A 15,435-nucleotide genomic window follows, 5' to 3' on the forward strand; every position below is an offset into this window, starting at 1 on the left:
TGGAATTACTTTCCGCTCTTTTTTAATGATTATAGAATATAGGAGGCGAATTATATGGTAAATCCAGTAGTAGCAATTGTTGGTAGACCTAACGTTGGAAAATCAACAATTTTTAATCGATTAGCCGGGGAGAGAATTTCTATTGTTGAAGATACACCTGGTGTTACAAGAGATAGAATTTATGCTCGTACTGAATGGTTGGGACATCCTTTCAACTTAATTGATACAGGTGGTATCGATATTGGTGATGAACCATTTTTAACTCAAATTACTGAGCAAGCAGAAATCGCAATCGAAGAAGCTGATGTAATTATCTTTGTAGTTAGTGTTAAAGAAGGAGTTACAGATGCAGACGAAAAGGTTGCAAGGATTTTATATCGTACCGATAAACCAGTAGTTCTAGCCGTTAATAAGGTAGATAATCCTGAATTAAGAGCTGATATTTACGACTTTTACTCACTTGGTTTTGGTGAACCAATTCCAGTTGCTGGTACTCACGGTATTGGTACTGGTGATTTGCTTGATAAAATTATTAAAGAATTTCCTAAAGATGCAATTAACGAAGAAGATGATTCCATTAAATTTAGTTTTATTGGACGTCCAAATGTTGGTAAATCTTCATTAGTTAATGCTATTTTAGGTGAAAATCGAGTTATTGTTTCAAACATTGAAGGTACAACTCGAGATGCAATTGACACTCGCTTTGAAACTGAAGATGGTACAAAGTATACTATGATTGATACAGCTGGTATTCGAAAGAAAGGTAAAGTTTACGAAAATACTGAAAAATATTCAGTTTTACGTGCTATGCGTGCTATTGATAGATCTGATGTGGTATGTGTGGTATTAAACGCTGAAGAAGGTATTCGTGAACAAGATAAACACGTAGCTGGATATGCTCATGAAGCTGGACGAGCAATTGTTATTGTTGTTAATAAATGGGATACTTTGAAAAAGGACAACAAAACAATGTCTGACTTTGAAAATCTTATTAGACAAGAATTCCAATATCTAAGTTATGCTCCAATTGTTTTTGTATCTGCTAAAACAAAGCAACGACTTGATAAACTTCCTGAGTTAATTAAGCGTGTAAATGATAATCATGAACAACGTATCTCATCTGCTGTTCTAAATGATGTTGTAATGGATGCAATTGCACATAATCCAACACCAACAGATAATGGTAAGAGATTAAGAATTTACTATGCAACTCAAGTAGCAATTAAGCCACCTACATTTGTAATTTTCGTAAATGATCCAGAATTAATGCATTTTTCATATGAACGATTCTTAGAAAATCAAATTCGTGAAGCTTTTGACTTTGAAGGTACTCCAATTCATATCATTGAACGCAGAAGAAAATAATTATTATTATACAAATAATTCAAAAACATTGATATCATAGGCTTTCTATGCTATCCTAGTAAAGGATACTAAATTACATTTTGTGATTTGAGTATGACATTCTCTGAGGAGGTGGAATACATGGCAAACAAAGCAGCATTGATTGAACGCGTTGCAGAAAAGACAGGTTTAACTAAGAAAGATGCAACAGTTGCTGTTGACGCAGTTTTTGAAACAATTCAAGACGCATTAGTTGGCGGTGAAAAGGTACAATTAATCGGTTTTGGTAACTTCGAAGTACGTGAACGTGCAGCTCGTAAGGGTCGCAACCCACAAACAGGAGAAGAAATCGAAATTCCAGCAAGCAAAGTTCCTGCATTTAAGCCAGGTAAATCTTTGAAAGACGCTGTTAAATAAGATTAAATAAGAAACAGGTAATGATTTTTAACTCATTACCTGTTTTTTTATATAATATTTACTTTTTAGAATCATAATTATTATCCTTAATGCGCACAGTCACTTGACTTGGTTGATTTATACGAGTATTCCATACCAAAATTCCTAAAACGACACTAGTCATAAGTAATAATACAAAGCCTAATAAATTAAGTAGCATATTAATCATCCCTTTCTTGCTATAAGTATAGCATACATAAAAATTGTAAACAAAGTATAGTCAAAATTAAAAGAATTCCTAAAGAAATTAAATAAAAGTATTTCTTATTCTTGAATTAAAAACGTTATCAATGTTAGAGTAATATTATTCAAGGGTAAGGAGAGATTTATAATGATAAAAATTCGTCCATTAAATGAGTCTGATGAAGGTGATATAGCCCAGATATTGAATAAGACTTGGAATTTTGATGGCGAGAATGATGAACTACTAGAAAGTAGAATGTATTTTCTAGAATGTATGACTAATGCAAGTTACGCTCGTGTTGCTACAGTTGATGGAAAGGTTGCTGGAGTTCTTATAGCAGCAAATTTACAAAAAGAACATCGCAATTGGAACGTAATTATGCGTAGTATCTGGCTAAAAATAAAGCAATTTTTTATTCCTCAAGAAGAAGTTGTACAAAATTGGGAAGGTGAAGAACAAATTTTACAAACATTGGAAGAAAAACTTCCCAAGAATTATGATGCTGAATTGAATTTATTTGTTGTCAGTCCAGAATTTCGTGGATATGGTATAGGTAGCAAGTTATATCATCAGTTTGAAATATACTTGAAGAAACAACACTTAAAATCCTACTTTTTGCATACAGATACTGGTTGTGCATATAAATTTTATGAACATAAAGGATTAAAACGAAAAGCTATGAAGAAATCATCTTGTTTTTATGCAATAAAAGATCATAAGCCTGTAACTTTCTTCATCTATGGTAATGTATAATATGTTTAAAAAGTTTTCTTTGATTAGAAAACTTTTTTTATTTGTTTACATCTATTTTTAGAGTAAAATTTAACTTAAGGAGGTATTAAAATATGCTTAAAATCACTAATCTTAACAAAAGTTTTGGTAGTAAAAATGTACTAAAAAATATTTCATTTTCTGCTCCTGCTGGTAAGATAACTGGATTTATTGGCAAAAACGGTTCAGGAAAAACGACAACCTTCCATTCTATTCTAAATTTTATAGATTACAGTGGTAATATTACTTTCAATGATAAACGTATTGACGAAAATAGTTATGCTAATATCGGATATTTACCGGAAGAACGTAGCCTAATGCCTAAATTAACGGTTTATTCTCAGATTAAATATTTAGCAAATTTGAAGGGTATGTCTACTGCTGAAGTGAAATCTGAACTACCAAAATGGTTAGATAGACTTCAGGTAGTTGGTAAAATGAATAATAAAATTAAAAGTTTATCAAAAGGAAACCAACAAAAAATTCAGTTAATTGCAACATTAATACATAAACCCGATCTAATTATTCTAGATGAACCATTCAGTGGCTTAGATCCAGTTAATACAGATTTGTTAAAGCAAGTAATTCTTGCTGAACAAGCACGCGGAGCAACAATTATTTTTTCTGATCATTCTATGAATAACGTTGAAGAACTTTGCGATAACGTAATTATGATAAATAATGGCCTTAAAGTTCTAGATGGATCAATTCAAGATGTTAGAGAAAGTTTTGGATTAACGAGAATTTTCGTACGAACTCCAATGACTGAAACAGAATTAGCAAATCTACCGCATGTTATTTCCGTAAATCTAACCAAAAATGGAAGTTATCGTTTAGTAATTGATAATGAACAAGCAGGAAAAGAATTGTATTCTTTATTAACTAAAGGTGAATATATTAGAACTTTCGATCAAGAAGCACCTACTTTAGATGAAATTTTTAAAATGAAAGCAGGTGAGACTATTGCATAAATTATTATTAGTAGCTAAAGAAACTTATATTCGTCAAGTTAAATCATGGTCGTTTTTATTCTTAGTATTGTCTCCATTCATTTTTATTGGTTTATCAGCAACTATTAGCTACTTTGGCGCAAAGATGACACCTGATGATCAAATTGCTATTGTTTCTACTGATAAAACGATACAGTCTCAATTAAAACATCATGATACATTTACTTGGAAATATAAGTCAGTTGATGACGCTAAGAAAGCTATGAAAGATGACAAAATAGTTGGCTACGTTTATATTAAATCTGATAGCCAGAAAATCTCTGCCAATTACTACGGAAATGATGAAATGTCTTCTACTGATGAAGTTAAAATTAGGCAGATTCTTCAAAGTAAACAAGCTACTTTAAACATTATTAATGCTGGACTTGATAAGCAGCAACTTCAACAGCTAAGTATTCGACCTGAATATAAGAAGCACGTAGCAAAAAAAGCAGTTGATAAAAAAACAGTTCAATCTATTTCATATATGATACTAAGTTTCTTAATGTACATAGTTATCCTTACTTATGCAGCAACTACAGCTCAAGAGATCGCTGCTGAGAAGGGAACCAAAATTATGGAAGTTATTTTTTCAAGTATGTCAGCAACTAAATACTTCTATGGTAAAATTTTAGGTATTTTAGGAGTTATTTTAACTCATATAGGAATTTACTTACTTGGTGGAATAGCTATCTACCCATTTATTATCAATTTAGACATGGTATCTAAGTTTAAAGATATGATTGGGGATATTTTATTAAATCTTGTTTCTGTCAATCTCATATATGTTGTTTTAGGAATTGTTATCTATACTATCTTAGCTGCATTCTTTGGTGCTTTAGTAGTTAGAGTTGAAGATACAAGTAAAGCAATTCAACCAATTACTATTCTAATCATTGTATCTTTCTTGAGTTCAATGGTATTTATTAATAATCCTTCAAGTATGATCGTAAAAGTATTATCTTATGTACCATTCCTATCATCATTCTTTATGCCAATTAGAGTAATTGATAATAGTGTATCTATTGTAGAAATCAGCATTTCTTTAGTAATTCTATTTGCTATAACAGCTCTAATGACTAGTTATATTAGTAAAATATATTTTGGATTGATTCTTCAAAGTGATGATGTAGGAATCTGGAAGAATTTTAAACGAGGATTGAAATTTAAATAGTAAAAAAAGACATTTTCGATAAAAAGAAAATGTCTTTTTTACTGGATTTTTCCTTTTGGTTGCCAGTTTAATAAGATAACAGCTAAAATTATTAGAACTGAACCTATCATATCAGCTAAATAGAAATGCATATTAAAAACTAAAATAGAACCAATTGTGGCTGAAATAGGTTCAAAGGCATCTAACATACTTGCAGTTGTTGCCTTAACATAGCGTAAAGCACTAGTAAATAATTGAAATGGAATAATCGTTCCAATTACTAATACACATAATAATGGCACAATAGCTTGTGGTGCTAAAATGCTAGCACTAACGTGAGGATGGATAATAAATAATCCAACTCCTGCAATTAGTAATCCCCAGCCTGTGACGGCAGTTGGAGAAAATTCATGAATTAATGACTTGGGAATCAGAGTATTAGTGGCTACTCCAATAGCTGACAAAAGCCCCCAAAACAAAACTTGTGGAGTTATTGCTAAATGATTTATATTTCCATGTGTAGCAAGAATAAATACACCAATAAATGCAATAATTGTACAAATAACTTCAATTCTTCTAGGCGCTTGACGTTTTACAATTGTTAAGTAAAACAGTATAAAGAAAGGACCTATAAACTGAAGAATAGTAGCTATTGAAGCATCACCGTATTTTATAGCTTCAAAATAACAGTATTGAACTGGAATTAAACCTAATAGTCCAAACATAATAATTGTAAAACTACTTTTTTTAGTTTTCCAAATTTCCATAGGCTTATCCTTATTTAACCAACTGAAAAATAGTATCACTAAACCACTTATAATCATTCTTATTTGACTTACAAATATAGGTGTATTACTTCTATCCAGGTTAAAAATGAATTTAGCAAAAATTCCAGATATTCCCCAGAAAGTACAGGAAATAATAATCATTATCGTCCAAAACCTTTTTTTATTTTCCATGGATAAAAATTTCCTTCCTAAAAACATACTCACTTATTATACACGGAAAATACTTGAATAAACAATTAAAATTCAATTAACTAAATATTATTTCAAATATAAATTAGTATCTCAAAATACTTTCACTAGTTCATCATTATTTTAGATATTAATAATGTTCATCCGATACTTCCATTGATCCATAAAAGTATCTTTTTGCCATTCATGATATTTGCGTTTTTTCTTTCTTACACCAACAGCTTGGTTAAGATAAGACGTACCTGCTATTTGGAAAGGTTCATGCCAACCGTGTACATGTCCATAAAATACATATTTAATTTCAGGATAATCTTGAATTAACTTGCCTAAATGTTGACTACCTAAAAGAGCATTTACCATTTTAAAAATACGAATTTCTTTGTCACTCTTTAAAGTAGCAGGTTTTGACCATAAAGCTTTACTATTAGGTACAAAATGCGTTACAAATATCACTTTCTTTTTAGCTTGTTTGGCTAATTCAAATTGTTGTCTAGATTGCTGTAAAACTAATTGCTCACGCTCATTATCCGATATTGGTTGGTTTATACCAGCATCAATCCAATAAGTATTTTTCCAACGCTTAATCTCATCCTCGGTCAAAGTAGGGGAGAAACTATAATCATACCATCCATTGTTTCCAATGATACGCCAATCAGTATTAGGAATATCAATGTAAGCATTATGCAGATAAAAATCAGAGATATTATTATTTTCTAGTCCTGCAAAGGTTATGTTTTTCAGCATGTCATGATTACCAGCAATAAAATAAGCTTTCCCAGTAATTAAGGTATTTAATTTTTCAAAATAGCTCTTTGTCTTTTGAAAATCATTAAACATATCTCCAGCAAAAAGATAATATTCCACATTCTGTTCGTTTAAATAATTAGCTTGTAAGGACACAATTTCATCAGGATCTTGTCGATTTACATCTAAATGATTATCACTAGAAATTGCAATTTTCATAATTCCCATTCTCCTATTTGAATAATAGCTAGATTATAGGTGTAATTTAGATAAAAAGCAAATGATAATATATAATTTTTATGCTAAAATTAACTTATCAAGTTAAGAAGGGGGATTGCCGCATGGATTTTAAGAAATTAGACCCTGAATTATGGCAAGCCATTGCAAACGAAGAACAACGTCAACAAAACAACATAGAGTTAATTGCTTCTGAAAATATTGTTTCAAAGAACGTTTTAGACGCTCAAGGAAGTGTATTGACTAATAAATATGCTGAAGGCTATCCTGGACGCCGTTATTATGGCGGATGTCAATTTATTGATGTTGTAGAAAATTTAGCAATCGATCGTGCAAAACAACTTTTTGGTGCTAAATATGTTAATGTTCAACCTCATTCAGGTTCTCAAGCAAACGCTGCTGCTTATATGAGTTTGGTAGAGCCTGGCGATACCATCATGGGCATGGACTTAGCTGCTGGTGGTCATTTAACTCATGGTTCTCCAGTTAACTTTAGTGGAAAGACATATAATTTTGTTAGTTATGGTGTCGATAAAAAGACTGAAATGCTAGACTACGATGAAATTGCTAGATTAGCACGTGAACATCAGCCTAAATTAATTGTTGCAGGAGCCAGTGCTTACTCTCGAATTATTGATTTCTCTAAATTCAGAGAAATTGCTGATGAAGTAGGGGCAAAATTAATGGTTGATATGGCTCATATTGCTGGTTTAGTTGCGGTCGGTCTTCATCCAAATCCTGTTCCTTATGCTGATATTACAACAACTACTACACATAAGACACTCCGTGGTCCACGTGGAGGAATGATTTTAACTAATGATGAAAATTTAGCTAAAAAAATAAACAGTAATGTTTTCCCAGGAACTCAAGGAGGGCCATTGGAACATGTTATAGCTGGTAAAGCAGCTGCTTTTGGTGAGGCATTAACACCTGAATTCAAAGAATATGGTGAACAAATTATCAGAAATACTCAAGAAATGGCACTATGCTTTGCTGATAATGAAAAAGCTCGCTTAGTATCTAACGGTTCAGATAATCATCTTTTACTATTAGATGTTAGAAACTTTGGTTTAAATGGTAAAGAAGCTGAAAAATTACTTGATCAAGTAAATATTACGGTTAATAAAAATTCAATTCCATTTGAAACACTTAGTCCATTCAAAACAAGTGGTATTCGTATAGGTACACCAGCAATTACTAGTCGTGGCTTTAATGAGGAAGATTCATATCAAGTTGCTAAGTTAATTCTTACAGTTCTTGAAAATAAAGATGATGAACAGGTCTTAGCTGATGTAAAACGTCAAGTTAAAGAATTGACAGATGCACATCCAATTTATGCTGAAGATTCAATTAGATAATTAATTAAAGAGATGTACGTTATTCCAATGTACATCTTTATTTATAAGGAGAAAAACAATGAATAGCAGTTTAATAGAAAAATTTTGGACAGATTTTTGTAATAATCATGGTATTAGCCAATCTAGTCATTATGAGGCATATAGCTTTGGTGATCCAGAATCAGCTGATTATATAGCTGATTTAGTCAAAAATGGCATAAAAACAGCAACATCTTCAGCACTAGAATTATATGAAGAAAATGAACGAATCCCACAAGTTGGCGATTATAATGTAATTCTTGATAGTCAAAATTTACCAATTTGCGTTACACAGACTAAAGTTGTTGAAATTGTACCATTTAATCAAATTATGGTTGAACATGCATATCATGAAGGCGAAGGAAATCGTTCATATGAATATTGGCATAATGCGCATGTAAAGTTTTTTAATGCAGAATTTAAATCTGCTAACAAAGTTTTTACAGATTCTTCGCCAATTGTTTGTGAAGTTTTTGAACTCATAAAATAAATTATACTGTTAATTTTGCTTAATTGACGCTATTTTTAGCGTAATTTCAATAAATACTTGAAATTAGCTAATTACATAATAATAGGGGCTCCCTGTTATTTTTTTGTTTGTCTAGTTTACATAATATACATTATCGAAAGTGCAATTAAAAGAAAAAAGGTCCCCCGAAACCGCCCCAGATAAAAAATAACGATTTTCAAACTAGAAAATCGTTATCCATAAAATTAATCATTTTTATCATACGAATTTATCAAATCTTTTTTGTCATTCCAAAACGGAACTTTTGCAACACCATTAACTTTATCTTTAGGAACAAATCCATAATAACGACTGTCATTTGAAACAGCTCGATTATCGCCTAAGACAAAATATGAATTTTTAGGAACTGTAATTATTTTTCCTGTACCCAATGCTACACCTTGTTCTTCAACAGCAGCTTCTTGAATGTTTAATGTACCTTGTTTTTGCTGTTTCTTAGATATGTAGCTTTGAGATTCTTTTTTACCATTTACATATAATGTACCGTCATTCTTGTATTCTACCTTATCTCCAGGTAAAGCGATAACTCTTTTAACATAACGTGCGTTTTTAGCAACATCTGGACGTTTATCTACCCCATACGCATCAAATACAATCACTGAATCTCGTTTTATTTTAGCATGATGAATTTCCATAACTAATTCTTTGTCTTGTAAATTAGGAAACATCGAGATACCGTCTACTCGAACAACTGTAAATACAAAAGTTTTTATTAGTAATCCAACTAATAAGCCGATTGCGATGGGAAGAACCCAACCTTTCAATATTTTCACTTCTAACTCACCTTTCTGTTTTAACGTTAATCTGATACCTAGAGTATATCGTATTAATAAAAAAGTTCATATAACTTAAAACATAATTTAATCTTTTTATGATATATAAAAAAGCTAAAGCATCCGCTCTAGCTTTCGAATATTAAAAATCTAATTTTTCAATATCTTTCATCCAACCTAAAGCAAGCGCCTTTTCACCTAAATGAGTTCCGATAACTGGTCCAAAGTAACTAACGTCAATTGGATAATCCGGATATTTCTCTTGTAATTTAGCTTTCCATTCCATAGCCATTTCTTCGTTATTAGCATGAAAAACTATTAGTCTCAAAGGATAAGAACGATCTTTGATATTTTCTTCAAATAAGTCCTCTACACGCTTTAAAGCACGCTTAGTTGAGCGAACTTTATCAAAAGCTACAATTTTATCTGATTCATCATCAAAAGTTAAGATTGGTTTTATTTTTAAAACACTACCAATAAAAGCTGAAGCATTTGATAAACGTCCACCACGAACCAAATTTTGCAAATCATCAACAACAAAATATTCTTTAATTGTACTTCGTAGTGATTCTAAAGTTGAAATAATTTCATCAACATCTTTCCTAGCTTGTGCCATCTTAGCAGCAGCAATAGCAAGATTTCCCATCAAACGAACTGTAATTTTCGAATCAAATGGTATTACATCAATATTTGTAACTTGCTCTCTGATATTTTCAATTGTTTGAACCAGGCCAGAAATTGTTCCGGCCAAATGAATACTAATTACAGCATCATAACCTTCATTTCCTAATGATGTATATAAATTAATAAGTTCTCCGATTGCAGGTTGAGATGTACTTGGAAATGATTCTGAAGTTTTTAACTTGCTGTAAAATTCTTCTGTGGTAATATCAATACCTTCATTATAAACCTTGTTATCTATAATAAATGGAATAGGAACAACTTTAATTCCATATTGTTCTGCCACTTCAGGTTCTAAATAAGCTGTACTATCAGTAACAACAGCGATTTTCATAAAGTGTACACCTACTTTTTTTATAATAACATTTATTATCATACCATAGATTATATCTACTTACTATCTAGGATAAGATAAATTTTAAAAATACCTAATTAATTAATTTGTTGTAAGCGTGTTGCTAATCTATTTAGTAAGATTTTTAGCAAGTTATCTTCTTCATCTGTCCAATGTTCAAAAATTTGTTGATTTAATTCTTCAAATTTTTGATTCATTTTATCTAAACTTGCTTGTCCTGCCTCATTTAGTGAATATGAGGATGCTGGACGAGAACGAATCTTTTCTTCTGTTCTTATTACTTCTTTTTTAATTAAACGCTTGGCATCAAGTCTAGATAATTGTCGACTCAATGTAGATACATCTAAATTAGTATTTTCAGCTAAAAGTTGTTGTGTATTGTAGCCTTCAACAATTAATCTTAATAGTTGCCATTCAGCTACCGTTAAATTAACTTGTTTAGCTCTTTTTTGTAATAAAGCTTGATAACTTTTACTTACTATCAAAAGGTTCTCTTTTGTACTCTTCATAGTCCTAACCTCACTTCACAGTAATCCTGTAAAATATTATGCTACATAGATTAGTAAATTTCAAATGTTTTTTGGTACTATCAAAAAATATTTGAAAATATAAAATGCAAAGTACATGCAAAAAATGAATATCTGGTATAATATCAATATTAGTGTGAATACCAAATTAGAACGGAGCTGATATCATTGACTTTTGATGGTTTATTCACTCATGCAATGATTCATGAATTAAATCAAACTTTACAAAATGGTAGAGTTACTAAAATATCTCAACCTTATCCAAATGAGGTAATTTTAACAATTAGAGCTAATAGGACTAATTATCCTGTGCTACTATCTGCTAATCCTCGTTATGCTAGATTTCAAATTACACAAATCCCTTATACTAATCCAGCAGTTCCAACTAATTTTACTATGATGTTAAGAAAATACTTGGAAGGTGCAAAATTGCTAAAAATTAAGCAATTAGATAATGATAGAGTTGTATATTTTGAATTTCTAACTCGTAATGAATTAGGAGATAAACTTCCTTTACTATTAAGTGCTGAAATCATGGGAAGGTATAGCAATGTCATTTTAATCAATCAATCAACAAATAAGATTATTGATACTATCAAACATGTTGGAATGGATCAAAATAGATATCGAACTTTATTGCCAGGTGCTACTTATCGTCAACCACCTACCCAAAATAAAGAGAATCCTTTTGAACAAGATTCAAATACATTTGAAGAACTTATACAAAAATACCCTAATCGCGAAGTTTTAGCTGACAACTTATTAAAGCAATATCAAGGTATTTCTAGAGATAATGCACTTGCTTTAGCAGATAAATTGCATTCTTCAAATAATTTTGTCCAGGCTTTCAATGATTTTCTTGCAATGACAGAAGATCCTATTCCTACAATGAATGGTAATAACTTCTCGATTTTTGCTGATAATCCTAACGATAAAAAATTTACTACTTTAAGTGAAATGTTGGATGTTTTCTATCATACTAAAGCTAATAGAGATAGAGTACAGCAACAAGGTGGACAATTACTACACGTTATTAGAAAAAATCTACAGCGAAATAAGAAAAAGTTAAAAAAACTCTCTAATGAATTAAAAGCTACAGAAAATGCTGATGAGTATCGTATTAAAGGAGAAGTTTTAACAACGTATTTATATCAAATTAAACGTGGTATGACTAAAATAACTCTTCCTAATTTTTATGATAATAATAAAGAAATTACAATCTCATTATCTAACCAACTGTCCCCTTCTCAAAATGCACAAAAATACTTCAAAAAGTATCAAAAACTTAAGAATGCTGTTACTTTTGTTAATGAGCAAATAGAACTTACTAAAAAAGAAGTTGCTTATCTAGAAGAAATACAAACTCAAATAGAATTAGCAACTCCTGCTGATTTAAATGATATTAAAACGGAGTTACAACAAGAAGGTTATATTAAGAAAAAGCAACAAAAAAGTAAGCATAGTAGTAGAGTAAAAATTAATAAGCCTGAATCTTTTATAGCAAGCGATGGAACTGAGATTCTAGTTGGTAAAAATAATTTGCAAAACGAAAAACTCACTTTGCATACTGCTAAAAAGACTGATATTTGGTTACATGCAAAAAATATTCCTGGCTCTCATGTTATTATAAAGTCTAATAATCCTAGCGATGAAACTTTATTTGAGGCAGCGATGTTAGCAGCGTACTTTTCTAAATTTAGAAGTTCTGCTAATGTTCCTATCGACTATGTTCAAGTTAAAAATATTCGTAAACCTAATGGAAGTAAACCTGGATTTGTTATTTATGAAGGACAAAAAACGTTGACTGTTACGCCAACTGAAGACTTTGTATTAGAACTTAGACAAAACAAAAAGTAGGAATTATTATTCCAAAATTCTAATTGGGATAATAATCCTACTTTTTTAATCTTCAATAATTTTAGTATAAATATTTTCAATTGTATCAGTTTCAGCATCAACTACAAATGATCCATTCGAATATCTATCATTTAATTGGTGATCTTCAGGTTTTACAGTTTCTTGCTTACCATCTGACAATAATAATACTAATTCTTGGTTTATTTGAACTAATTCAGCAAAAATTATACGATGTGGCTTAGTTTTTAATTCTCTTAAAATTTGAACACCACGTCTTGCTCTTGTAGTCAATGGTACGTCAGCTACTTTCATCTTCTTATAACTGCCACGTTGAGTTATAATAGAAACTTCGTCACTTTCAGATACTAAAATAACATTTGCTAATGTATCATCTCTTAAATCCATGCATTTTACACCAGCAGCTAAAGCTCCATTAGTAGGGACTTCATCTAGACTATATCTCAATCCATATCCTGTATAGGATGCACAAAAGACTTGAGATTTATCAGATTCAACTTGGGACACTGAAATCACTTCATCAACATCAGTCTTTAATTTAATATATCGACTAGCACGTGTCTTATATGTTCGTCCTGGTTTTAAATCAGCCAATTTTACTTGTTTTATATAGCCCTCTTTTGTAGCTATTAAGAACTTTGCATCTTGATCTATATTTTCAAAAACAAAAGCATTTAAAACATACTCGTCATTTCCTAAACCTACAGTTTGAGATAAATGTTCTCCTGTGTCTTTCCAACGAGATTCTATAACTTCATGAATAGGACGATAAATTAGGTTACCTTTATTAGTGAAAATAAATAAATGTGATAAAGTATTAACAACACTTTGTAAAATTGGATAGTCTTCATCTTTTAAGCCATTCTCATCATTATCAGATGCATTGAATGATCGAAGCGATGAACGTTTAACATAACCATCATGGGAAACGAGTAGCATTACATCTTCTTGAGCAACCATTACTTCAGTTTCGATCTTCAATGATGAAATTTCATCTTGAATGACAGTTAAGCGTTCTGAACCATATTTCTTATTAATAGCATTTAATTCCTTACGAATTACTTTATCAAGTTCTTTTGGATTAGCAAGGATATTTTCAAAATTAGTAATAGCTTTTTGCAATTCTTCTGCTTCTTTTTGAAGTGCAGTAACATCAGTATTTGTTAACCTATATAATTGTAAAGAAACAATTGCTTCTGCTTGAGCTTCAGTAAATGAAAATTCAGATACCAAATTCTTTTTAGCATCAGACTTATTCTTAGATGCACGAATTGTTTTAATAACATCATCTAGAATAGATAAAGCCTTAATTAATCCTTTAACTATATGTAGCTTTTTCCAAATCGAATTTTGTTCTTCTAGTTGTTACTTCACGTTGATGTTCTAAATAAGCTTCTAAAATTGTTTTTAGCCCTACATGTTCAGGTCGCTTATTGTTGATTGCTACCATATTAAAGTTATAGGAAACTTGTAAATCTGTATTCTTAAATAGATAGTTTAGAATACCTTGTGCATTGGCATTTTTCTTTAACTCAATTACTACTCGAAGACCTTCTCTATCACTTTCGTCCCTTACTTCAGAAATACCTTCTACTTTTTTCAATATTCTCAATTCATCAATTCGTTTAACTAAAGCTGATTTATTAACTTCATATGGAATTTCAGTAACAATAATTTGCTGCTTATTGCCTCTGATATCTTCAATCTTAGTTTTTGAACGTAAAACCGCTCTACCACGTCCTGTTTCATAAGCTTTTTTAATTCCATCTATACCTTGCAAAATACCACCGGTTGGGAAATCCGGTCCTTTAATAAATTGCATTAAATCGTCTAGGCTAGCATTAGGATGATTTATCAAATAAATTGCAGCTTCAATTGTTTCACTCAAATTATGAGGAGGAATTTCAGTTGCGTAACCAGCAGAAATTCCTGTAGCCCCATTTACTAACAAATTAGGGAAACGTGCTGGCAAGACGGTTGGTTCGTATTCTGTATCATCGAAATTAAGTACCATATCGACAGTTTTTTTATCAATATCTTGCAACATTTCAGAAGCAATTTGAGATAATCTAGCTTCTGTATAACGCATAGCAGCTGGAGAGTCTCCGTCCATAGAACCGTTATTTCCGTGCATTTCAATTAATGGTTCACGTAATTTCCAACTTTGACTCAAACGAACCATAGCTTCATAAATAGAGGTATCACCATGAGGGTGGAAATTACCCATAACATTACCTACAGACTTAGCAGATTTTCTAAATGCTTTGTCATGAGTATTTCCATCTTCGTTCATTGCAAATAAAATACGTCTTTGAACCGGTTTTAGTCCGTCACGAATATCAGGTAAAGCACGTTCCTGAATAATATATTTAGAATATCTACCAAAACGCTCTCCCATAACAGCTTCTAGTGATAATTCTTGAATTTTTCTTTCAGTCGGCATTAATTACCACGCTCCTTACCG

13 protein-coding genes and 1 pseudogene are annotated in these 15,435 nt (G+C 31.1%); 8 read left to right on the forward strand and 6 right to left on the reverse strand.

The annotated features are described in order from the left end of the window. The first annotated feature begins 54 nt into the window (after positions 1-54). From der to OZJ21_RS05905, 5 genes are all read left to right on the forward strand, one after another. Positions 55-1,365: a ribosome biogenesis GTPase Der gene (gene der / locus OZJ21_RS05885; protein ID WP_081534556.1), complete on the forward strand. Its 1,311-nt coding sequence runs from the start codon at positions 55-57 to the stop codon at positions 1,363-1,365. A gap of 120 nt (positions 1,366-1,485) precedes the next feature. Continuing rightward, a complete protein-coding gene (locus OZJ21_RS05890) occupies positions 1,486-1,761 on the forward strand; it encodes an HU family DNA-binding protein (RefSeq protein ID WP_081534554.1) in 276 nt (91 codons plus the stop codon). Between the two features lie 370 nt (positions 1,762-2,131). Continuing rightward, entirely contained in the window at positions 2,132-2,737 is a 606-nt protein-coding gene (locus OZJ21_RS05895; protein ID WP_003710148.1) for a GNAT family N-acetyltransferase, read from the forward strand. A gap of 92 nt (positions 2,738-2,829) precedes the next feature. Next, positions 2,830-3,726, forward strand: a complete 897-nt coding sequence (locus OZJ21_RS05900; protein ID WP_113895655.1) for an ABC transporter ATP-binding protein — start codon at positions 2,830-2,832, stop codon at positions 3,724-3,726. Further along, positions 3,710-4,918, forward strand: a complete 1,209-nt coding sequence (locus OZJ21_RS05905; RefSeq protein WP_087448701.1) for an ABC transporter permease — start codon at positions 3,710-3,712, stop codon at positions 4,916-4,918. The genes OZJ21_RS05900 and OZJ21_RS05905 overlap by 17 nt, the downstream gene beginning before the upstream one ends. A 38-nt stretch (positions 4,919-4,956) precedes the next feature. Here OZJ21_RS05905 and OZJ21_RS05910 read toward each other — a convergent pair whose 3' ends face one another. Both OZJ21_RS05910 and OZJ21_RS05915 read right to left on the reverse strand, forming a co-directional pair. After that, positions 4,957-5,856, reverse strand: coding sequence for a DMT family transporter (locus tag OZJ21_RS05910; protein WP_268857570.1), 900 nt, complete (start codon positions 5,854-5,856; stop codon positions 4,957-4,959). 141 nt (positions 5,857-5,997) lie between these two features. Beyond that, positions 5,998-6,837: a metallophosphoesterase gene (locus OZJ21_RS05915; RefSeq protein WP_003710143.1), complete on the reverse strand. Its 840-nt coding sequence runs from the start codon at positions 6,835-6,837 to the stop codon at positions 5,998-6,000. A 122-nt stretch (positions 6,838-6,959) separates the two neighbouring features. On the opposite strand from OZJ21_RS05915, the gene glyA reads away from it, so the two are divergent. Both glyA and OZJ21_RS05925 read left to right on the forward strand, forming a co-directional pair. Then, on the forward strand, positions 6,960-8,213 hold the full coding sequence (gene glyA, locus OZJ21_RS05920) for a serine hydroxymethyltransferase (RefSeq protein WP_003704645.1): 1,254 nt from the start codon (positions 6,960-6,962) through the stop codon (positions 8,211-8,213). Between the two features lie 58 nt (positions 8,214-8,271). Then, on the forward strand, positions 8,272-8,721 hold the full coding sequence (locus OZJ21_RS05925; protein WP_003706289.1) for an ASCH domain-containing protein: 450 nt from the start codon (positions 8,272-8,274) through the stop codon (positions 8,719-8,721). A 224-nt stretch (positions 8,722-8,945) separates the two neighbouring features. Here the strand turns inward: OZJ21_RS05925 and lepB are convergent, their stop codons facing one another. The 3 genes from lepB to OZJ21_RS05940 all read right to left on the reverse strand — a co-directional run bounded on the left by lepB (position 8,946) and on the right by OZJ21_RS05940 (position 11,078). Continuing rightward, positions 8,946-9,533 carry a signal peptidase I gene (gene lepB, locus OZJ21_RS05930; protein ID WP_003707777.1) on the reverse strand — a complete coding sequence of 196 codons (588 nt, stop codon included), beginning with the start codon at positions 9,531-9,533 and terminating at the stop codon, positions 8,946-8,948. Positions 9,534-9,675: 142 nt separating this feature from the next. Next, positions 9,676-10,548, reverse strand: a complete 873-nt coding sequence (locus OZJ21_RS05935; protein WP_223657354.1) for a DegV family protein — start codon at positions 10,546-10,548, stop codon at positions 9,676-9,678. A gap of 98 nt (positions 10,549-10,646) precedes the next feature. Further along, positions 10,647-11,078, reverse strand: a complete 432-nt coding sequence (locus OZJ21_RS05940) for a MarR family winged helix-turn-helix transcriptional regulator (protein ID WP_003700220.1) — start codon at positions 11,076-11,078, stop codon at positions 10,647-10,649. Positions 11,079-11,264: 186 nt separating this feature from the next. Between OZJ21_RS05940 and OZJ21_RS05945 the strand changes: the two genes are divergently transcribed. After that, a complete protein-coding gene (locus OZJ21_RS05945; protein ID WP_223688787.1) occupies positions 11,265-12,953 on the forward strand; it encodes an NFACT RNA binding domain-containing protein in 1,689 nt (562 codons plus the stop codon). A gap of 45 nt (positions 12,954-12,998) precedes the next feature. Here the strand turns inward: OZJ21_RS05945 and parC are convergent. Beyond that, a pseudogene (gene parC / locus OZJ21_RS05950) lies at positions 12,999-15,414 on the reverse strand (DNA topoisomerase IV subunit A). Positions 15,415-15,435 lie beyond the last annotated feature (21 nt).

Source organism: Ligilactobacillus sp. UO.C109 (genome assembly GCF_026847815.1).
GTDB classification, from domain to species: Bacteria; Bacillota; Bacilli; order Lactobacillales; family Lactobacillaceae; genus Ligilactobacillus; species Ligilactobacillus salivarius.